The sequence below is a fragment of the Bradyrhizobium sp. USDA 3397 genome (assembly GCF_054060965.1).
Window position 1 is genome coordinate 7,246,694 of the sequence record NZ_JBSSDS010000001.1, and the last position, 19,922, is coordinate 7,266,615.

At 65.0% G+C, this 19,922-nt stretch carries 11 protein-coding genes; 2 read left to right on the forward strand and 9 right to left on the reverse strand.

Annotated features, from left to right (window positions below; genetic code table 11):
• Genes glgB through ACVWYQ_RS33645 form a run of 3 tightly spaced genes read right to left on the reverse strand, consistent with a single transcriptional unit; the run spans position 1 to position 7,383 of the window.
• Positions 1–2,139 (reverse strand): 1,4-alpha-glucan branching protein GlgB, encoded by a 2,139-nt coding sequence (glgB, locus tag ACVWYQ_RS33635; RefSeq protein ID WP_404543189.1) that lies wholly within the window; start codon positions 2,137–2,139, stop codon positions 1–3.
• On the reverse strand, positions 2,132–5,425 hold the full coding sequence (gene treS / locus ACVWYQ_RS33640) for a maltose alpha-D-glucosyltransferase (RefSeq protein WP_456726996.1): 3,294 nt from the start codon (positions 5,423–5,425) through the stop codon (positions 2,132–2,134). Before treS ends, glgB begins: the two co-directional genes overlap by 8 nt.
• Before the next feature lie 11 nt (positions 5,426–5,436).
• On the reverse strand, positions 5,437–7,383 hold the full coding sequence (locus ACVWYQ_RS33645; protein ID WP_404543187.1) for a maltotransferase domain-containing protein: 1,947 nt from the start codon (positions 7,381–7,383) through the stop codon (positions 5,437–5,439).
• 204 nt (positions 7,384–7,587) lie between these two features.
• Here ACVWYQ_RS33645 and malQ point away from each other — a divergent pair, with 204 nt between their 5' ends.
• Together malQ and ACVWYQ_RS33655 are read left to right on the forward strand one after the other, a co-directional pair.
• On the forward strand, positions 7,588–9,549 hold the full coding sequence (gene malQ / locus ACVWYQ_RS33650) for a 4-alpha-glucanotransferase (RefSeq protein ID WP_404543185.1): 1,962 nt from the start codon (positions 7,588–7,590) through the stop codon (positions 9,547–9,549).
• A 30-nt stretch (positions 9,550–9,579) separates the two neighbouring features.
• Positions 9,580–11,382, forward strand: coding sequence for a glycoside hydrolase family 15 protein (locus ACVWYQ_RS33655; protein WP_275497062.1), 1,803 nt, complete (start codon positions 9,580–9,582; stop codon positions 11,380–11,382).
• 205 nt (positions 11,383–11,587) lie between these two features.
• On the opposite strand, the gene ACVWYQ_RS33660 is transcribed toward ACVWYQ_RS33655, so the two are convergent.
• From ACVWYQ_RS33660 to ACVWYQ_RS33685, 6 genes are read right to left on the reverse strand one after another with little or no spacing between them, the layout of a single operon-like run.
• Entirely contained in the window at positions 11,588–12,400 is an 813-nt protein-coding gene (locus tag ACVWYQ_RS33660; protein WP_404543184.1) for an HAD family hydrolase, read from the reverse strand.
• A complete protein-coding gene (locus ACVWYQ_RS33665) occupies positions 12,397–12,903 on the reverse strand; it encodes a gluconokinase (RefSeq protein WP_404546297.1) in 507 nt (168 codons plus the stop codon). The genes ACVWYQ_RS33660 and ACVWYQ_RS33665 overlap by 4 nt, the downstream gene beginning before the upstream one ends.
• A 22-nt stretch (positions 12,904–12,925) precedes the next feature.
• Complete coding sequence (pgl, locus tag ACVWYQ_RS33670) at positions 12,926–13,675, reverse strand: 6-phosphogluconolactonase (RefSeq protein ID WP_404546295.1); 750 nt, start codon at positions 13,673–13,675, stop codon at positions 12,926–12,928.
• On the reverse strand, positions 13,675–15,186 hold the full coding sequence (gene zwf, locus ACVWYQ_RS33675; RefSeq protein WP_275508610.1) for a glucose-6-phosphate dehydrogenase: 1,512 nt from the start codon (positions 15,184–15,186) through the stop codon (positions 13,675–13,677). Before zwf ends, pgl begins: the two co-directional genes overlap by 1 nt.
• A 29-nt stretch (positions 15,187–15,215) precedes the next feature.
• Complete coding sequence (gene gnd / locus ACVWYQ_RS33680) at positions 15,216–16,214, reverse strand: phosphogluconate dehydrogenase (NAD(+)-dependent, decarboxylating) (protein WP_057026081.1); 999 nt, start codon at positions 16,212–16,214, stop codon at positions 15,216–15,218.
• 13 nt (positions 16,215–16,227) lie between these two features.
• A complete protein-coding gene (locus tag ACVWYQ_RS33685; protein ID WP_404543182.1) occupies positions 16,228–19,077 on the reverse strand; it encodes a bifunctional transaldolase/phosoglucose isomerase in 2,850 nt (949 codons plus the stop codon).
• Positions 19,078–19,922 lie beyond the last annotated feature (845 nt).

A 19,922-nucleotide genomic window follows, 5' to 3' on the forward strand; every position in this document is an offset into this window, starting at 1 on the left:
TCAGCCTTCCGGAACGAGGAAGATCGCAGCCAGCGGCGGAATGGTGAGGCGCAGCTCGCCGCCCTCGGCATTGACTTCGCCGACATTACCGACATTGCTGCCGCCGTAATGGGCGGAATCGGAGTTGAGCACTTCCTTCCACTTGCCGCCGAAGGGCACGCGAACGCGATAGTTCTGGTAGACGTTGGGCGAGAAGTTGACGATGACGACACACCGCGCATTCTCGTCGAATCCCTTGCGCAGCCAGGCGAAGACGTTGCGGTTGGCATCATCGGTAATCAGCCATTCGAAGCCGGCCTGCTCGCAATCCATCTGGTGCAGCGCCGGAACCGCGCGATAGAGCCGGTTGAGGTCGCGGATCAGGGCCTGGACGCCGGAATGGACCTTGTATTCGAGCAGGTGCCAGTCGAGCGAATGGTCGTGATTCCATTCGCGGCTCTGCGCGATCTCGGCGCCCATGAACAGGAGCTTCTTGCCGGGATGGCCGAACATGAAGCTGTAGTAGGCGCGCAAATTCGCAAAGCGCTGCCACTCGTCGCCGGGCATGCGGCCGAGGATCGAGCGCTTGCCGTGCACGACCTCGTCATGCGACAGCGGCAGGATGAAGTTCTCCGAGAACGCATAGTGCAGGCCGAACAGGATCTCGCCGTGATGATGCTTGCGGTGGATCGGATCCTTGCTGATGTAGTTCAGCGTGTCGTGCATCCAGCCCATGTTCCACTTGTAGCCGAAGCCGAGCCCGCCGAACTCGACCGGGCGCGAGACTTGGGGCCAGGCGGTGGACTCTTCCGCGGCAGTCGTCGCCTGCGGGAAGCGGGCAAACACTTCCGTGTTGAAGCGGCGCAGGAAGTTGATCGCCTCGATGTTCTCCCGCCCGCCATATTGGTTCGGGATCCAGGCGTCGGGCGGCCGGCTGTAGTCGAGATAGAGCATGGAGGCGACCGCATCGACGCGCAGGCCGTCGATGGCGTAACGCTCCATCCAGAACAGCGCATTCGACACCAGGAAGTTCGTCACTTCGGTGCGGCCGTAATTGTAGATCAGCGTGCCCCAGTCGAGGTGGCGGCCCTGGAGCGGGTTGGCGTGCTCGTAGAGCGCGGTGCCGTCGAAATGGCCGAGCCCGTGCGGATCGTCTGGGAAGTGGCCCGGCACCCAGTCGAGCAGCACGCCGATGCCTTCGCGGTGGCAGGCATCGATCAGGGCGGCAAAATCCTCGGGGCTGCCGAAGCGGCTGGTCGGCGCATAGAGGCCGGTCGGCTGATAGCCCCAGGAGCCATCGAACGGATGCTCGTTCACGGGCAGGAATTCGAGATGGGTGAAGCCCATGTCGCGGGCATAGGCCGGCAGCTGCTCGGCCAGCTCGCGATAGGTCAGCCATTCATTGTTGTCCTTGCGCCGCCACGAGCCGAGATGCACCTCGTAGATCGACATCGGCGCCGACAATGCGTTGATGCCTTCGGGCGCCGGGCGCGGTCGCGGCAGGCGCGCCTCGTCGAACACGATCGAAGCCGTCTTCGGCCGCAGCTCGCTGGCAAATGCCATCGGATCTGATTTCAGCGGCAGCAGATGACCATGCGGTCCGACGATCTCGAACTTGTAGTGATCGCCGGCCTTCGCGTGCGGGATGAACAATTCCCAATAACCGTTGCCGCGCACCCGCATCGGATGGCGCCGCCCGTCCCAGAAGTTGAAGTCGCCGACGACGGAGACGCGCCGCGCATTCGGCGCCAGCACCACGAAGCCGATACCGTCGACGCCTTCGAGCCGCATCGGATGCGCGCCGAGCTTGTCGTAGAGGCGCTGATGGGTGCCTTCGCCGAGCAAATAGAGGTCGAAATCGGTCAGGATCGGCGGAAAACGGTAGGCATCCTCGAACTCGACCACGTCGTTGCCGAACTTCGCGCGCAGCTGGTAGTGCTTCGAGCCGTTGGGCAGGGCGCCGATGAACAGGCCGGAATCGTGGACGCGATCGAGCGGCGCGACCTCGCCGTGGTCGCCGACCGCCTCGACATTGGTGGCCTCGGGCAGAAACGCGCGGACAACGCTCTTTCCGCCCTCGGGATGCAGCCCGAGATAGTGGAAGGGGTCGGAGTGGCGGCCTTCGATGATCGCGTAGGCTTCTGCAGGCAGTTTAGGCATGGGCTTCGCTCTCGGCACTTGACAGAATGCGAAGCAGTCCGGTCAGCGGCGCATGAAGTCCCTCAGGCCGGCGGGACAGCTCGTACTCTACGTCGTGGAACGCTCGATCCAGCAGGAAAAATCTCAACAGGCCTTCCGCGCAGGACCGATCGTCCGGCCACAGCCTCCGATCGGTCATGGCTTCGCGGTAGGCGGACAGGAAGGTCGCGGTGGCGCGCTCGCGCCATTCGGCGAGGGCGGCCGCGAGCCGGTCCTGCTCGTCGGAAGCGCCGGTGGGCGCGCGGCTCAGCGCCACGTTCACAGAAAGGTCGATGGAATGGATCAGGCCGGCGACGTCGCGCGCGGCCGGCGCCTTGCGGCGCTTGTTGGCCAGAGGCACACGCGGATCGCCGTCGAAGTCGATGATGAAGATATCGTCCTTCACGATCAGAGTTTGCCCGAGCCGGAAGTCGCCATGATGACGGATGTTCAACCCGCCGATCTCGGATGGCAAGAGCGCATTGAGGTGGTCGAACAGGTCGGCGCGTGCGGCGATGAGCCGGTCGATCAGGGGCCGGTCCGTCTCCCGCAGCCCGTCGCGGCTGTCGGCCAGCAGCTCGAGAATCCGCTCGGCCCGCGCCTTGAGGTCGGAGAGCGCAGCCTTGATCTGGGCGGAGTCGATCGGCTCCGGGGCGAGATCGGCGGGCTCTGCCGCGGCGAGAGCGACATGCAGCTCGGCGAGCCGCCGGCCGATCTGCGCGATGAAATGCAGATAGGGCGCCTGCTCCTGGGTCTCGCGCGGCATCTCATCGGCCGGCGCCACGCGCTGCTCGTCGATATAGCGGTCGAGATACCCGGTCGTCACGGTCCAGCCGTCGCCCTGGTTCTCGACATAGGCATGCAGCACGCCGAGCGCGCTGCGCTGGTTGCCGTCGACCAGCTCGACGCTGCCGAGCAGCGCCGGCGTGTTGGCAAAGCGGGCGACCTCGGTGAGATAGTAGCCGATCTCGATCTCAGGGCTGATGCCGCTTTCCAGCCGCCGATAGATCTTGGCAACGTACTTGTTGTCGACCAGCGCGGTGCTGTTCGACTGTTCGATGGCGCGGATGCGTTCGGGCTCCTTGATGGTGTAGTCGGCGAAACGGCTGGTCGCCTTGAACTCGAGCCGCAGATTGTTCTCGTCCACGACCAGGTTTTGCGACAGCCCTCGCAAGAACAGACCGATGAAGATCTGCTCGGTCGCGACGTCGAGGAGCGTGCCTTCGCGTGCGCCCTGGCGGACGGCGGCGAGCGCCTTCGGGTTGAAGCGCTCGCGGTCGAAGCGCACCCATTCGATCTGCATGGGCATCACGTACCGCGTCGTCACCTCGTCGCGCGTCGTCTCGAAGAACGCGATCCAGGGTCTGTTGTCGCCGATGTCGCTGAACGGTACCGCGGAGGTCAGCGTGGTCCGGATGTGCTTGGGATTGTTCTCGGGATACCAGCGCGTCCGCGACAGGAAGCCCGGCAGCACGTCGCGCTCGAACACGCCGCGCTCGCGGGCGAGCGAGACCCAGTTCGAGTTCACCGGCACGACCAGCGTCTCGAACTCCGGCACCGCGCGCGGCACCACCGGCTCGGACTTGTCGCGCTCCAGAAGCTGGAACCAGTAGAAGCCGTACGGCCCCAGCGTGATCATGTAGGGCAGTTCGCCGATGGCGGGGAAGCGCGTGCGGCCGAGCATCTCCTGCGGGATACGGTCCTTCCACGGCGACAGATCGAGCTCGGTCGCCTGCGCCGCGCGTGACAGATTGGCGACGCAGAGGATCACCTCGTCGCGGTATTGGCGGACATAGGCGAGCACGGCGCGGTTGGCCGGGCGGATGAAGGTCATGCTGCCGCGGCCGAAGGCGAGCGTCGACTTGCGTACCGAGATCAGCCGCTTGGTGGCGCTGAGCAGCGAGGACAGGCTGCGCGACTGCGCCTCGACGTTCACCGATTCATAGCCGTAGACCGGATCCATGATCAGCGGCGCGTAGAGGCGGGCGGGGTCGCAGCGCGAGAAGCCGCCGTTGCGGTCCGGGCTCCATTGCATCGGCGTGCGGACGCCGTTGCGGTCGCCGAGATAGATGTTGTCGCCCATCCCGATCTCGTCGCCGTAATAGATGATCGGCGTGCCCGGGAACGACAGCAGCAGCGAGTTCATCAGCTCGATCTTGCGCCGGTCGTTGTCCATCAGCGGCGCAAGGCGCCGGCGGATGCCCACATTGATGCGCGCGCGGGGATCGTTGGCGTAGGTGGTCCAGAGATAGTCGCGCTCGACGTCGGTGACCATCTCCAGCGTCAGCTCGTCGTGATTGCGCAGGAACAGCGCCCATTGGCAGCTCGCCGGAATGTCGGGCGTCTGGCGCAGGATGTCGGTGATCGGGAAGCGGTCCTCCTGGGCGATCGCCATGTAGATGCGCGGCATCAGCGGGAAGTGATAGGCCATGTGGCACTCGTCGCCACGGCCGAAATATTCCTGCACGTCCTCCGGCCATTGATTGGCCTCGGCCAGCAGCAGCTTGCCCTTGGAATACGCGTCCAGCTCCTGGCGCAGGCGCTTGATGATCGCATGCGTCTCGGGCAGGTTCTCGTTCGAGGTGCCCTCGCGCTCGCACAGATAGGGAATGGCATCTAACCGGAAGCCGTCGACGCCGGCATCGAGCCAGCGCTTCATCACCTGGATGATGGCGCTGACCACGCGCGGATTGTCGAAATTGAGGTCGGGCTGGTGCGAGAAGAAGCGGTGCCAGTAGAACGCGCCGGCCTCCGGATCCCAGGTCCAGTTCGACTTCTCGGTGTCGGTGAAGATGATGCGTGTGCCCTGATATTTCTGGTCGGTGTCGCTCCAGACATACCAGTTGCGCGCGCTCGAGCCCGGATGGCTGCGCCGCGCGCGCTTGAACCATTTGTGCTGGTCCGAGGTGTGGTTGACGACGAGCTCGGTGATGACGCGCAGGCCGCGCTTCTGCGCTTCCTGAATGAAGCGCTTGAAATCCTTCATCGTCCCGAAATCGGGATTGACAGCGCCGTAATCGGCGATGTCATAGCCGTCGTCGCGGCCGGGCGAGGGATAGAACGGCAGCAGCCACAGCGCGGTGACGCCGAGCTCCTGCAGATAGGGCAGCCGCTCGGTCAGCCCGGCGAAGTCGCCGATGCCGTCATTGTTGCTGTCGGCGAAGGCTTTGACGTGGAGCTGGTAGATGATGGCGTCCTTGTACCAGAGCTCATCTACGACCTCGGCAGCCTCAGCCTTCTTGGTATCGACGGAAGACAGAACATTCATGGCGTGACCCCTTACGCCAGGCAGCGGAACAGAAGTGCCGGATCGCGGTCGGGATCGATACGCAACTTGATGCCGCCCCATTCGATGCGTGACTGTTCGCCGGTGAGGAGGTTTTCGAGTGTCGTCACATGGTGACGCCGCCCGCCGGCGTCAACGGTGAGACCGCCGAGCGGCAGCCAGCATTCTCGCTCACGGCGCGACAGCGCGATCACGACGACGACAATGTTGGCCGGATCGGCCGCCTCCTTGGCGAAAGCGATCGTCTCGCCGTCCTCGATGGCGAGGAAGCGCAAATTCGCGGTTTGCTGGAGCGCCGCGTTCTCGTTGCGGATGCGGTTGAGCGCGGCGATGTAGGGTTTGATGTTGCCCGACCTGTCCCAGTCGCGCTGCCTGATCTGGTACTTCTCGGAATCCAGATATTCTTCGCGTCCGGGAATGGCGTCGTGCTCCAGCAGCTCGAATCCGCTGTAGATGCCGTAATTGCCTGAGAGCATTGCCGCCAGTGCGATGCGCGACTTGAAGGCCCAGGCCTCTCCGCTCTGGAGGTGAAAGGGCAACAGGTCAGGCGTGTTGACGAACATGTTCGGACGGTAGAAATCGCGTTCGGGATAGCGCGTCATCTCGCCGAGATATTGCTCCAGCTCCCACTTTTCCGTGCGCCAGGGGAAATAGGTGAAGGACTGCGCGAAGCCGAGCTTGGCCAGGCCCTTCATCAGCTTCGGCCGTGCATAGGTCTTGGAGAACAGGATCACGTCGGGATGACGGCGGCTTATATCGCGGATCAGCCACTCCCAGAACGCGAGCGGCGCGGTGTCGTGATTGTCGATGGCAAAGATGGTCACACCCTTGTCGATCCAGAACAGCATGGCATCGCGAAACGCATTCCACAGCCCGACGCGATCGACCGAATTGAAGTCGGGGATAACGATGTCGGAATAGGGGCCGTCCGCCGTCCGCACCGAACGGTCGGGCCGCCATTTGAACCATTCGGGATGCTGCGTCAGCCAGGGATGATCCGGCGAGCACTGCACCGCGAAGTCCAGCGCAAGCTCGAGCCCGTATTCGAGACAGGTGGCGACCAAGGCGCGGAAGTCCTCGATCGTGCCGAGCTCCGGATGCAGCGCATCGTGGCCGCCCTCGGCTGAGCCGATCGCATAGGGCGAGCCCGGATCGCCTTCACGGGCCATCGGCGCATTGTTGCGGCCCTTGCGGCTGGTCTTGCCGATCGGGTGAATCGGCGTGAAGTAGAGCACGTCAAAGCCCATCGCGGCGATGTCGGGCACGCGCGCGATGCAATCGCGCAGCGTGCCATGCCGGCCCGGCAATGCGCTCTGGCTGCGCGGCATCATCTGATACCAGGTGCTGAAGCGCGCCTTGTCGCGGTCCGCGGTCAGCGGGAAGAATGGCGAACGCGTCAGGTCCGGCCGCGACTGGCTCTCGGCCATGGCTTCGCCGAGCTCGGTTGCGAGCAGCGAGGTGATGTCGCCGTTCTTCAAATAGTCCTCGCACTGCCTGATGATGATAGCTGCGGCGTCCTGCCGCGCGCCATGCGCCTTGGTCAAAAGCCCGGCGCCCTCGATCGCATCGAGGCTGACATCGGCCCCGGTGCGCCGCTTTCGCGCGGCGGCGTGCGACCATGTGGCGAACTCGTCGGTCCAGGCTTCGATCGCGTAGACATATTGGCCGGGCTCGGGGGGCGTGAACGCGCCGGACCAGCGGTCATTGCCGTGATGGGTCATCGGCTCGCTCCGCCATTCGCGCTCCTGCTCTCCTCGCCAGATCAGCGCGGCTGAGATCACGGCCTCACCATCGCGGTAGATGTCGGCCCAGATCTCAACCGGCTCGCCCGCGATCCGCTTCACGGCGAAACGGCCGCCGTCGATCGCGGGATAGACGTCCTCGATCAGGAAAGCGCTGCTGGCCGCGGCACTCTCGACAGTTTGAATTGTCTTGTTCACGGTGATGCCATTGACAAGAAAGCAGGAGCCCGTTTCCCTTGTCGGGAACCCACGCTTGGTACCATGATAGAAAGCCGCTTGTGTGTCATTGGTTCCCTTGGGAACGGCAAGCGCAGTTTGCGAGTTACCCCTGACTAACCTCTTCCGCGATCTCGTTATTCTCGATGCCCCTGGCCAATTAATGGCCTGCAAGCTGCGTGCCGAATGGATCTTTTAGCTCAAGCCCGGATCAAGGGCGTTCAATCCGAATTCATCGATGCCCTCGGCAAGCTGCGGGTCACCGCGCCCGAGGCCCTCAAATCCATCCTCGACGCCCTGCCGGAGAAGCGGGTCTATCGCTTCGTCAGCGGGCCGGTCGTGGTCCGTGCGCTCGGACGCCCGCGCACGGAATTGGCGTCGGTTGGCGCGCCGCCGCTGCAATGGAAAATCGCCGGCAATGGCAATGTGATCGCGGCAGGCGAGACGCGGGAGCCCGTGATCGCCTGGCCCGCGGGCCTGGCGCTCGGGTATCACCGCCTGACGCTGACCGATGCCGAAGGTGTGAGCGAAGACGTGCCGATGATCGTGGCCCCCGAGCGCTGCTTCGGTGGCGATTTCGACCGCGGCTGGCTGCTCGCCGTGCAGCTCTACAGCGTCCGCTCCGACCGCAATTGGGGCATCGGTGATTTCACCGATCTCGCTGGTCTCGTCCGGCTCGCCAAGCAGCTCGGTGCCGACGGCGTCGGGCTCAATCCGCTGCATGTCCTGTTCGACGATCACCCGGCCGATTGCAGCCCCTATTCGCCGAACAGCCGGCTCTTCCTCAACCCGCTCTATATCGACGTCGAGGCTATCCCTGAATTCTCGGCCGACCTCGTGCCCGACGCAGCCGCGACGGCGGCCCGTCTGCGCGAGGGCGATCGCGTCCCTTATGCCGACATGGCGGCGCTGAAATGGCTGGGCCTGCGCGCCGCCTTTAACAGCTTCGTGACAAGCGCGAGCGAGGCGCGTCGCAAGGCGTTTGACGCCTTCCGTGCGGAGCGCGCGCCGCTGTTGTCCCGCTTTGCCTGTTTCGAGGTGCTGCGGCATCGCTTCGCCGGACCCTGGTGGGAATGGCCGCAAGAATGGCAGCAGCCGGACGGGGCGAAATGCGCCGAGCTGCGCAATGGTCCCGACAAGCGCGAGGTCGAGTTCGTCGAATTCGTGCAATGGACGGCCGACAGCCAGCTGCATGCCGCCAAGGCGCTCGCCGGCCAGCTCGGTATGCGGGTCGGGCTCTATCTCGACGTCGCCGTCGGCGTGCAGTCCAACGGCTTCGATGCCTGGAACGAGCAGACGGCGATCTCGCGTCATCTCGCGGTCGGCGCGCCGCCCGACGTGCTCAACACCATCGGCCAGGATTGGGGCCTTGCCGGCTTCAATGCCGGTGGCCTGGAAGCGCAATCCTTCGTCCCGTTCGCCGACATGCTCGCGGCCTCGATGCGCCATGCCGGCGCGATCAGGCTCGATCACGTGCTCGGTCTGAAACGGCTCTATCTCGTGCCGCGCGGCTTCAAGCCCGACAACGGCGCCTATGTGCAGATGCCGTTCGAGGCGCTATTGGCCGCCGTAGCGCGCGAGAGCGCAGCCCACAAATGCATCGTGATCGGCGAGGACCTCGGCACCGTGCCGGAAGGTTTCCGCGAGATGATGCAGGATTTCGGCATCTGGTCCTATCTCGTCATGATGTTCGAGCGCGACGATGCCGGCCATTTCCGCAATGTCGACCATTACCGGCCCAATGCGCTGGTGACGCTGAACACCCATGATCTGTCGACCTATGCCGGCTGGCGCTCCTTCAGCGATCTCAAGATGAAGCGCTCGCTCGGGCTCGATCCCGGCGAGAACGACCAGGCGCGATGGGATGCGCTCGGCGGGCTCGACGAGATCCTGCGCCAGAACGGCATCAGCGCCAACGATCTCTACTCTGTGCTGGCCTTCCTGTCGCGCACGCCCTCCCGGCTGCTCGCGGTGTCGATGGAGGATCTGCTCGGCGTGATCGACCAGCCCAACATTCCCGGCACGATCGACGAGCATCCGAACTGGCGCCAGCGCCTTCCGGTCGCGCTCGACAAGATCGCGTCCAAGATCGATCTCGCAGCTTTGAAGGCTGCGACGCGGGAACGTTCATTGCCCGGCGGGAATTGAACCGCCGGGACTTGCCAGGCGCGCACGACATTGGCTCAGAGGATCGAGGACTATGCGCTGATCGGCGATTGCGAGACCGCGGCGCTGGTCGGGCGCAACGGCTCGATCGACTGGCTGTGCTGGCCCGCCTTCGATTCCGACGCCTGCTTTGCCGCCATCCTCGGCACCCACAAGAATGGCCGCTGGCTGATCGCGCCGAGCGAGAACGCGACCCGCATTTCGCGGCGCTATGTCGGCCATACCCTCGTCCTCGAGACGCGCTTCGAGACGAAGAGCGGCACCGTCGCGCTGATCGATTTCATGCCGCTGCGCGGCAAGGCGTCGGACATCGTGCGGCTGGTCCGCGGCATCCGTGGCACCGTGAAGATGAGGATGGAGCTCGTCATCCGCTTCGGCTTCGGCGCGGATATTCCCTGGGTGCGGCGGATCGACCATTCCTTGATGGCCATCGCCGGCCAGGACATGACGGTGCTGCGCACGCCGGTCGAGACCCGCGGCGAGGATCTGACCACCGTCTCGGACTTCGAGGTGAAGGAAGGCGAGACCGTGCCATTCGTGCTGACTTACGGTCCCTCGCATCTCGACCCGCCTGCGCCGATCGATGCGGAGCTGGCGCTTCAGGAGACCGAAAAATTCTGGGAGGACTGGTGCGGCCATTGCACCCGTGACGGCGACTATCAGGAGCTGGTCCTGCGCTCGCTGATCACGCTGAAGGCGCTGACCTTCGCGCCGACCGGCGGCATCGTCGCGGCACCCACCACCTCCTTGCCGGAGAAGCTCGGAGGCAGCAGGAACTGGGACTATCGCTTCTGCTGGCTGCGCGATGCCACCTTCACGCTGCTGGCGCTGATGAACTCGGGCTACACCGAGGAAGCCCTGGCCTGGCACAATTGGCTGCTGCGCGCCGCGGCCGGCTCGCCCGCGAACATGCAGATCATGTACGGCATCTGGGGCCAGCGGCGCCTCCTGGAATGGGAGGCGGGCTGGCTCGACGGTTACGAGGGTGCGCAGCCGGTGCGCGTCGGCAATGCCGCCCACGCGCAGCTCCAGCTCGATGTTTACGGCGAGTTGATCGACGCCTTCCACCAGTCTCGCATGGCGAGGCTCAAGCTCGACGACGAGACGACCTGGGCGCTGGAATGCGCCGTGCTCAACCATCTGGCCGAAGTCTGGGATCGGCCCGACCACGGCATCTGGGAGCGGCGCGGCCAGCCCAAGCACTATGTGTTCTCCAAGGTGATGACCTGGGTCGCCTTCGACCGCGGCATCAAGAGCGCCGAGACCTTCGGCTTCAAGGCGCCGCTCCTGCACTGGCGCGCGCTACGCGATGCCATCCATCGCGATGTCTGCAACAGGGGATTCGATGCGGAGGAAAATGCGTTCGTCGAGTCCTACGGCTCGAAGATGCTCGACGCCAGCGTGCTGTTGCTGCCCGCCGTCGGCTTCCTGCCGGCGGACGACCCGCGCATCCGCGGCACCATCGCCGCGGCCGAAAAATGCCTGATGCGCGACGGTTTCGTGCTGCGGCACGACCCGCGCGAGCTGCCCCCGGACCAGCCGCCGCTCGAAGGCGCCTTCCTGGCCTGTACCCTATGGCTCGCCGATGCCTATGTGCTGTCGGGCGATCTCGACAAGGCGCAAGTTCTGCTTGACCGCGTAGTCGGCATCGCCAACGACGTCGGGCTACTGGCCGAAGAATACGATTCCGTGGCCCGCCGCCAGACCGGCAATTTCCCGCAGGCCCTGACCCACATCGCGCTGATCAACACGGCGCATAATCTGTCGGCGGCACGGCAAGGCAGCGAGAAGCCGGCGGTGCAGCGGTCGAAGTAGCAAGCGCCGTCAGGCGCTTTTGCCCCCACGAGCACGGTGCGCTCCCTCGCCCGCTTGCGGGAGAGGGTTGGGGAGAGGGTGTCTCCGCAATGGGATAGCCCCCTAGAGGAGAAAGCCCTCACCCGCGCCTTCGGCGCGACCTCTCCCGCAAGCGGGAGAGGTTGCACCGAGCCCGTGGCAATCGATTCAATCTAAGCCATTCCGTTCAGCCAACCCCATTCCGCGTCAAGATCATCTCCATCGCCTCGGCAAAGCCGTCCTGCTCATTGGTCGCAGTGACATGCGTCGCCTCGTCCTTGACGTTGTCGGCGGCGTTGCCCATCGCGATCGAGGTGCCGCTGACGCGGAACATGGCGAGGTCGTTCTGCATGTCGCCGATGGTGGCGACCGCGTCGGTCGAGATGCCCAAGCGCTTGGCCATCGCTTGCACGAATGTGCCCTTGTTGAAGCCCGGCGGGGTGATGTCGAGATAATAGGTCTGCGAGCGCACCGCGGTGGCCTCGCTGCCGAGGGCTTCCTGCATCACCTTCTCGCACGCCTCGAGCCGGGCGGCGTCGGCGCTGGCGCCGACGATCTTGCAAGCGCTGGCAAGGTAGGACGAGAAGTCAGTCACGATCGTCGGATCCGAGCGGATCGTGTGCTGCTCGTGCGCGACGTAGCTGCCGCTGGGATTGTCGATCAGCCATTTGTCGGTGGTGAACAGCCAGATGTCGGCGCCGTAGTCGCGCAGGATCTGCAAGGTGCGTTCGGCCGCGCGCGCGGGAATCAGGTGCTGCTCGACCGCCCGCATCTCGGGATCGACGATCGAGGAGCCGTTAAACGGCCCAACCGGCAGCCACAGCGCCAGCGGCTCGATCAAGAAGCGCATGCCGATCGCCGGACGGCTGGAGGTGATGGTGAAACCAATGCCAGCCTGGTGCAGCCGCTGCACGGCGTTTTTCGCGCGCTCCGTCAGCGTCTTGTCCTTGGTCAGCAGCGTGCCGTCGACGTCGGAGACCACGAGTGAGATTTGGGTCATGGCAGAACCTTGGGTGTTGCGCCGCCCAGTTTGAGCTGCCGCACGATGCCGTCCACGATCGCTTCGACGGTCTCGTCGATCGAGACGATGATGGCGTGCTCGCCCGGCTCCGGCGGCTCCAGCGTCTCGAACTGGCTGGCGAGCAGTCCGGGCGGCATGAAGTGCCCCTTGCGCTGCGCGAGCCGCTCGGCGATCAGCTCCTTCGTGCCCTTCAGGAACACGAAGCGGACGTCGTCGCGTCCGCGCAGCAGCACGTCGCGATAGGCGTGCTTCAGCGCCGAGCAGGCGATGATGACGTGCTCGCCGCGGCCGCAGACCCGCGCGATTTCGTCGGCGATGGCATTCAGCCAGGGCCAGCGGTCTTCGTCGGTGAGAGGATGTCCGGCCCGCATCTTCTCGACATTGCTGGCGGGATGGAAGCTGTCGCCGTCCTCGAAACGCCAGCCGAGGCGCTCGCCGAGCGCCTTCGCGACCGTGCTCTTGCCGGAGCCCGACACGCCCATCACGATCAATGCACAAGGTGCTTCAGCGCGGCCCACGAATGTCCTCCGGAAGCGCGGCCCTGTCGACCAGCCAGACGGTTTCGCCGTTCGAGCGCGCGCGTAAGGCCGGCAGATTCTCGCCATTGCAGAGGCGCGTCAAGATCGGCCGCTTGTCGTGCCCGGCAATCTCGAACAGCATTTCGCGGCAGGAGGCCAAGACGGGCAGGGTGAGCGAGACCCGCGGCACGAACGGCGCGACGTTCGCCTTGGGCACGCCGACGACCCAGCGTCGGGTCTCCTCGATCTCGGGGTAACCGGGAAACAGCGAGGCGGTGTGGCCGTCCGGTCCTGCGCCCATCAGGACGAGATCGAACAGCGGACGTGCCGGATCGAGCTGGTCTCCAGCATAGAAGGCCTGCAGCTCGCGCGCATAGGCTTCCGCAGCGGCATCGGGATTTTCGGCTGTGGTCGGGATCGGGTGAATATGGCCGGCGGGCGCATGGCGGTCGAGAAAGGTCGCGCGCGCGACCGCCATGTTGTTGAGGGGATCGCTTTCGGGCACGAAGCGTTCGTCGCCGATGAACCAGTGCACGCGCTCCCACGGAATCCTGCCGCGCCAGGCCTCGCTGCCGAGCAACTGATACAGCTTCCTCGGGCTGGAGCCGCCGGTGAGGCAGATCGCGATCCGGCCGGGATTGGCTGCGATCCGCGCCATCACGCGTTCAGCCGCGGCGCGGGCGAGAGCTTCGGCATCGGCCTCGATGATCAGCTTCGGCTGCTCGGCCGGAGCCATCACGAGTACTTCCGCCAGCTTCGGCCGTCGCGCCGGAGCAGCTCGTCGGCGCAGGCAGGGCCGTCGCTGCCGGCTTCATAGGTTTCGATGCCGTTGCTGCCCGCGCTCTTCCAGGCGTCCAGGAACGGCTGCACCGCCTGCCAGCCGGCCTCGATGCCGTCGGCGCGCTGGAACAGGATGTTGTCGCCGATCATGCAGTCGTAGATCAGCGTCTCATAGCCGGTCGAGGGATCGGCGCGAAAATAGTCGCCATAGCGGAACTTCATCTCGACGCCGTCGATGGTGATGCTCGGCCCCGGGATCTTGGCGTTGAACTGCAGCTCGATGGTCTCAGTCGGGGCGATGCCGATGGTGAGGAAGTTCTGAGACAGGCGGTCGACGTCCGTACCCGAAAACATCGACAGCGGCGCCTGCTTGAACTTGATCGCGACTTCGGTGCGCTTGTGGCCGAGCGCCTTGCCGGTGCGCAAGTAGAACGGCACGCCGGCCCAGCGCCAATTGTCGATCATCAGCTTGAGCGCAACAAAGGTCTCGGTGGTGCTGTCTGGCTTGACGTCCGCGGTCTTGCGATAGTCCGTGATCTCGTCGTCGCCGCTGCGACCCGCGAGATATTGCGCGCGCACCGAATTCTTCAGTGCGTCCTCCCGGCTGGGCAGCTGGATCGATGTCAGCACGTCCGCCTTCTCGGAACGCACAGAGTGCGCATCGAAGCGGGCGGGAGGCTCCATCGCGACCAGCGACATCAGCTGGAACAGGTGGTTCGGCACCATGTCGCGCAGCGCGCCCGTGGCATCATAGAAGCCGCCGCGGTGGCCGACCCCGAGCTTCTCTTCCACGGTGATCTGGATGTGGTCGATATGGTTGCGATTCCAGATCGGCTCGAACATGCCGTTGGCAAAGCGCAGCACCAGGATGTTCTGCACCGTTTCCTTGCCGAGATAATGATCGATCCGGTAGATCTGGTGCTCGTCCATGATCTTCAAGAGTTCGGCATTCAGCGCGCGGGCCGAGGCGAGGTCGGTGCCGAACGGCTTTTCGATCACGAGCCGCCGCCAGGCGCCGTTCTCCTTCATCATGCCGGTGCGGCCGAGCTCCCGCGCGGTCGGCGCGAACGCGGCCGGCGGGGTTGCCAGATAGAACAGCCGGTTGCCGCCGGTGTCCTGCGCGCATTCCAGCGAATCCAGATGATCGCGCAAGCGATCGAAGGAGGGCGGATCCTTTGCGTCGGCCTCGACGAAGGTCACGCATTCCAAAAGCCTCGTCGCGATGTCGTCGTCCACCGGGCGCGTCGCGAATTGCCGCAAGCCCTTCAGCAGGCTGTCGCGCAGCTCCTCATCCGACTGGCCCCTGCGGGCCACGCCGACGACGCAGAATTTTTCCGGCAAAAGATGCTCGGCCGCCAGGTTGTAGAGTGAGGGCATCACCAGGCGATGGGTGAGATCGCCGGTGACGCCGAAGATGACGAAGGCGCAATTTTCCGGCTTGCGCTTTGGCTGCGGGTCTTTTGTCACGAATGGTCGGCCTTCGCTTGGTTTACGCGTTACTTCGGCTTCGCCGCGCCCGGCTGCGTCGGCTCCTTGTGCCCGCCGAACCCTGCACGCATCGCCGAGAGAATTTTTTCGGCGAAGGTGTGTTCCTTGCGGGAACGGAAACGTGTGTAGAGCGCCGCGGTCAAAACCTCGGCTGGCACGGCCTCGTCGACCGCGGCATTCACGGTCCAGCGGCCTTCGCCGGAATCCTCCACGAAGCCGGAATATTCCGACAGTTGCGGACTGTCGGCGAGGGCGGTCGAGGTGAGGTCGAGCAGCCAGGACGGAATCACGCTGCCGCGCCGCCACACTTCGGCGATGTCGGCGAGATCGAAATCGTAGCGATGATCCGCCGGCAAAGCCTCGATATTGGCATTCCTGAGGATGTCGAAACCTTCGGCATAGGCCTGCATCAGGCCGTATTCGATGCCGTTGTGGATCATCTTGACGAAATGGCCGGCGCCGACGGGCCCGGCGTGGATGTAGCCTTGCTCGACGCGGGGATCGCGGCCCTCGCGCCCCGGCGTGCGCGGAATGTCGCCGGCGCCCGGCGCGAGCGCCGCGAAGATCGGATCGAGCCGGTCGACCACCTGCTTCTCGCCGCCGATCATCATGCAGTAACCGCGGTCGAGCCCCCACACGCCCCCGGAGGTGCCGACGTCGACATAATGGATGCCGCGCGCCTTCAGCGCCTTGCCGCGGCGGACGTCGTCCTGCCAGAAGGTGTTGCCGCCGTCGATGATGACGTCGCCTTCCTGCATCACGCCGGCGATTGTCTCGATCGTGGTCTCGGTGATGCGTCCTGCCGGCAGCATCACCCAGGCCGTGCGCGGCCGCTCCAGCTTGGCGACGAACTCTTCCAGCGTCGCCGAGCCGACCGCGCCGTCGGCGGCAAGGCCAGCGACGGCCTTGGCGTCCTTGTCGTAGACCACCGTCGAATGCCCGTGGCGCATCAGGCGGCGAACGATGTTGCCGCCCATTCGGCCGAGGCCGATCATGCCGAGTTGCATCTGCGTTATTCCTTTAGTTCAGCGCGTCGTTGAGCGCTGCATTGAGCGCGGCGAGGCCTTTCTTGAGCCCACCCTTCAGGTGCACCCGCAGCGCACGCCGGCCGCGTTCCGTCAGCACGTCGAAATCGCCGCGCGCCTGCGCCGCCTTGATCACGCCGAAGCTCGCCTTCTGCCCCGGTACGGGCAGATCCTTGGCGTCATCGGCTGTGATCTGGAGGAAGATGCCGCTGTCGGGCCCGCCCTTGTAGGCCTGTCCCGTCGAGTGCAGGAAGCGCGGGCCGAACTCGGCGCAGGTCGCGACATGCCGCTTCTCGCGCACCTCTAAGCGCATGGCCTGAAGCGCGTCGATCGTGGCCTTGTCGCGCGCGATGTAGCCGAGCAGGGCGACGTAGTCTCCGTCGCTGGATCGCGACAGATGCGCCTTCAGCCAGGAGCCGAGATCGCCATTGGCGCCGGCGGCGCGCAGCGCCGTGGCATTGGCCTCGTCGGTGTAGAGATCGGCGTCCTTGGTGCTGACCACCGGCTCTTCCGCCGGCAGCTTGCCGGTCTTCTCGAACGCGGCGGTGAGCTCGCGGGTCTTGATTTTCGCGGCCTCCACGTCCGGCTGGTCGAACGGGTTGATGCCGAGAATGCTGCCGGCCACGGCGGTCGCCATCTCGAAGCGGAAGAATTCCTGGCCGAGATGCTCGATCGACTTCATGACGATGCGCACCACGGGGTGACCCGCCGCCTGGATCGCGGCAAGCTGGGAATCGTGTGCGGCGTCCGCTTCGCCTTCGACACGGATGTCGATGAAGAAGCGGTCGTTGCCGTAGACGGAGGGATCGCCCAGCGGCTCGCCCTCGATCGGGATCAGGCCCTTGCCCTCCTTGCCGGTCGATTCCGCGATCAGCTGCTCGGCCCAGGCGCCGAAATCGGCGATCTTCTTCGACGCCAGGATCGTCACCTTGTCGCGGCCTTCGAGTCCCGCGAGACCCATGGCAAGGCCGAGCTGCACGCCCGGGTTTTCGGACGGCGGCACATCGGGGCCACAGGAGCGGGCCATCGCCAGCGCATGCTTGACGAAGCTCTTGACGTCGATGCCCGCGGTCGCCGCCGGCACCAGCCCGAACGGCGAGAGCACCGAATAGCGTCCGCCGATCGAGGGCTCGCCATGGAAGATGCGGGCGTAATGAAGGCTCTTCGCCGCCTTCTCCAGCGACGAGCCGGGGTCGGTCACCGCGATGAAGCGATGCCCGGTCTTCACCTTTGCACCCACCGCCTTGGCAACCTGCTCGTGGAAATAGTCCTTCATCGCGTTCGGCTCGGTGGTGCCGCCGGACTTGCTGGAGACGATGAAGACGGTGTTGGCGATGTCGATCTTCGCCTCCATCGCCCGCACCTGCGCCGGATCGGTGGAGTCGAGCACGTGCAGCTTGGGGAAGCCGGGCTTCTTGCCGAAGGTCTCCGCCAGCACCTCGGGGCCGAGGCTGGAGCCGCCCATGCCGAGCACGACGGCGTCGGAGAATTTCTGGCCCTTCACGCGGCCCGCATAGTCCTCGTAATCGGCAATGTCGGCCTTGGCTGGACTGTCGAGCCAGCCGAGCCATTTGTCCTCGTCCGCACCGGTCCAGACCGACTTGTCGCGCTGCCACAGCCTGCGGATCTTGGCCGACGCCCGCCATTCCTCCGTGGTCTTGGCCAGCGCCTTGCCGAGCGCCTCGCCCAGCGAGAGCTGCTGGCGGTCGAGTGCGGGCCCGAGCACGACCGCCCGCTTGTGGGCGACGGCGCCGTAGAGCTTGTCGGCGGCATCCGCAAACAGCTTGACGCCGTCCTTGACCAGCTCCTCGGCGATCGCATCGAGCGAGATGCCGGAGCGCTCCAGCTCGTCCAACACGCGCTTGGCGTCCTCGACGTTCTCCTCCAGGCTGTCGCGCGGCTTGCCGTGGTCGCGGAACGCATCCAGCGTTGCCGGCGGCACGGTGTTGATGGTGTCGGGGCCGATCAGCTCCTCGACATAGAGGACGTCGCTATAGTCCTTGTTCTTGGTGCCGGTGGAGGCCCACAGCATGCGCTGCGGCTTGGCGCCCTTGGCGGCGAGCTTCTCCCAGCGGGGGCCTGCGAACAGGCGCTTGTAGTCCTGGTAGGCGAGCTTGGCATTGGCGATCGCCACCTTGCCCTTGAGCGCGGCGAGCCGCTCCTTCTCGGACGGATCGTTGGCACGGGCGATCTTCTCGTCCAGCTGCTTGTCGACCACCGAATCGATCCGGCTGACGAAGAAGCTGGCGACGCTGGCCACATGCGACGGATCGCCGCCGCCGGCGACGTAGGTCTCGAGACCGGCGATGTAGGCCTCGGCCACCTCGAGATAGACGGCCTTGGAGAACAGCAGCGTGATGTTGATGCTGATGCCTTCGCTGATCAGCTGCTCGATCGCCGGCAGGCCCTCCGGCGTCGCCGGCACCTTCACCATCAGGTTCTTGCGACCGACGTCCTTCCAGAGCCGCCGCGCCTCCGCGACCGTGCCTGACGTGTCCATGGCGAGATAGGGCGAGACCTCCAGGCTGACATAGCCGTCGCCGCCCTTGAGGCGGTCATAGACCGGGCGCAGCACGTCGGCGGCGTTCTGGATGTCCTCGATCGCGACGGCCTCGAACAGGCCGGCCACGGTGCGGTCGCCGCGCTTCAGCGCCTTGCCGATCGGGGCGTCGTATTCGTCCGAGCTGCCGATCGCCTTCTCGAAGATCGACGGGTTGGAGGTGACGCCCTTGACGCCGTCGGTGTCGATCAGCCGCTTCAGGTCGCCCTTGGCGATGAAGCCGCGGGCCAGGAAGTCGAGCCAGACCGCCTGTCCGTGCTTTTCCAGTTCTTTGACGGGATTCATGATGCTTATTATCTCCAAGCCTGCGGACGAGGGTTTTCGCGAAGGTCTGTCGCGCTATCCTCTAGCCTACATGCACCCGGGAGGGAACCAATCAAGGGTGCAGGAGTCATACCCTCCAGTGTAACTCCGTCGCGATCATGGCGATCCAGACGGGCAGCTTACTGTTGCGTAAAGGTCGTTCACCATCCGGCCGATCTGAGCGCTTCGCTGCCCAGCGGGCATGTCGTCGTCATCCACTCCTTCGCATCCGCGCTTTCCCGTATCGACAATGAATTTCTGCCACGGGGTTCGATAGCGGAGATCTTGCTCGAAGATTGCCGCGGTCACGAAATGATCGTGCTGAGGCCGACGCCGGACATGCGAAGAGCTCCGCAGCATCCCAAGCTGGCCGTTACGCAGAGAACGATCGCGTTGTCATCCGTCGGGGTGGGCCTGGCCTGGCAGCGATTGTGACACGGTGCTGCGCGTTGCCGTGACGTAGGCCGCCAGCACACCGCATTGCAGCAGGAAGATGAACGGGGACCGCAAGGCTTCGCCGTACGAGCGTCATAAGATCGCCGCTCCCCGATCGCTATGCTGCACCGCCGGATGGGGCCATCCCCGGGAACGCCCGGATGTGGCGACCGAGTGACATTTTCTGGAAATGAGCCAGAATAGACGGAGATTCGCACAAATTACAGGCAGGTGCCTGTTCGTAACTCATGGAGTGCCTACGTTGTGCGTTGCGTCGAGTCGGCACCAGGGTGTCCAATGATTGTCATGTGCTCACGCTGATTCGAAACGGCCTGAGGAACGGTCCGGTAACTGCTTTCGTTTCAGCTTGTAGCGGAACTCACGCGGAGAGG